This is a genomic window from uncultured Campylobacter sp., from assembly GCF_938031315.1.
In the GTDB taxonomy this organism is placed as follows: Bacteria; Campylobacterota; Campylobacteria; order Campylobacterales; family Campylobacteraceae; genus Campylobacter_B.
The window spans coordinates 1-1,796 of the sequence record NZ_CALHHT010000194.1; the positions used below are offsets into that span (position 1 = coordinate 1).

2 protein-coding genes are annotated in these 1,796 nt (G+C 46.9%); both read right to left on the bottom strand.

The features are described from left to right. A partial coding sequence (lpxC, locus tag Q0236_RS05040; RefSeq protein WP_297915716.1) for a UDP-3-O-acyl-N-acetylglucosamine deacetylase occupies positions 1 to 846 on the bottom strand: 846 nt, incomplete at its 3' end. Between the two features lie 50 nt (positions 847 to 896). Next, on the bottom strand, positions 897 to 1,796 hold a 900-nt coding region (locus tag Q0236_RS05045), incomplete at its 5' end, for a M23 family metallopeptidase (protein ID WP_297915718.1).

Genomic DNA, 1,796 nt, shown 5'->3' on the forward strand with positions numbered 1-1,796 from the left:
GGTAAGATCTACTAGCTCGAAATTTTTAGCGTCGGCTAAAACTGATAAAGTTAGTTTATGATTTAGATCGTGGCTTCCCGCAAACGCCGTATAATCGCCCAAAATCGGAGCACCTACGAGCGCAAGATCGCCAATCGCGTCTAAAATTTTATGGCGGACGAACTCGTTTTCAAAGCGCAAGCCCTCGGGATTTAAAATTTTATTCTCATCGATTACGACGGCGTTTTCTAAGCTGCCGCCTAGAGCTAACCCCATGGAGCGAAGCGCTTGCACGTCTTTTAAAAATCCAAACGTGCGCGCCCGCGAAATTTCTTTAAGATAGGCTTTTTTGCTAAATTCAAAAACATGGTGCTGAGTGCCGATGAGCGGATGGCTAAATTTAATCGTATAATCAAATTTAGGGCTCTTGCTCGGGCTTAGTCGCACGAGCTTATCGCCCTCTCGAATCTCCACGGCCCGCTTGATGATGAGAGCTTTTTTATTCGCATCGAGCTCCTTTACGCCGGCTTCGTCCAAAAGCATACAAAAGCTCGCGGAGCTACCGTCCATCACCGGAATTTCATTAGCATCAACGATGATGCGAATATTATCAATGCCGTAGCCGTTTATCGCGCTCATTAGATGCTCGATCGTTGATATATAGCCCTTTTCATTGCCTACGACGGTTGCCATTTGCGTATTTATGACGTTTTTCGGCTCGGCTTTAAAACTAACGCCAAGATCACTTCTATAAAATACGATTCCACTGCCTGCCTCTAAAGGCTCTAACGTAAGTCTGATAGGCTCACCTTTGTGCAGCCCGATGCCGACGTTATGGACTTTCTTAGCTATCGTTGTCTGTCTCATTTCTATCCTCGTTTTCATTAACCCGCGCATTATAGCGAAAATTTTAAAATTTACTTACCTTTTTCTATTACTTTTTTGGACGATTCTAAGACATCGGTAATGTTATCTTTCATCCACTTAGGATCCATCCACTCCTCGGGTCTTACGTCCACACCCTGAACTACGATGCCAAAATGCAGATGATCTCCGAAAGCAAAGCCGCTTGAGCCCGTCTGTGCTAGAATATCGCCCGGCTTTACGTCGCTGCCGACGCTTAACTGCGTCGCCGAGCAGTGTCCGTAGATGCCGTACAATCCAAAGCCGTAGTAAATTCCTAAATTTAATCCGAAAATTCCGTTTTCCTGCGCGAAAACCACCTTGCCATAGTTGCTCTCTTTGATATCGGCGTTTGCAACGCTTGCTAGATCGAGCCCCATATGCCACGACTCGCTCACCTGCCGCTCATCCATAAAAAATATCCTGTGATCGGCGAAACTCGCCACAGCCGCGCCCTTTGCGAGCGGATAGAACGGCTTTGGCTCGAAACTCTCTATTTTATCCTCATGCACCGCGCTAGTAGCGGCGTGCAGATCGTCGCTGTTTTTGTTGCGAAGCGTCTCGTTTACGAATTTAAATTTTTCCAGATCGCTCATCGAATTAAAATTTTGCGCATACTGGCTGGCCAGGTCGCTTACCTTGCCGCTGATGAAATTTGCGCTCAGTTTGATATTTGAAAGCTTGTATTTTCTGTCCTGATAAAAGTATTTAATTTGCGAGGTGCTGACGTTGCCCGCAAGATCGGTGGCGACTACTTCGGCGCGGAATACCTCTAAATTTGCGGGCCACGCTACGAGCGAGGCGTAGTAGCCGTCCTTGACAAACGGCGTTGCTTTGAAATCTTTCCCGTAATTCGTATGGATATAGACCTGATCCAGTCTCTCGTCCGACGCGCCAAAAACCACTACGGCGCT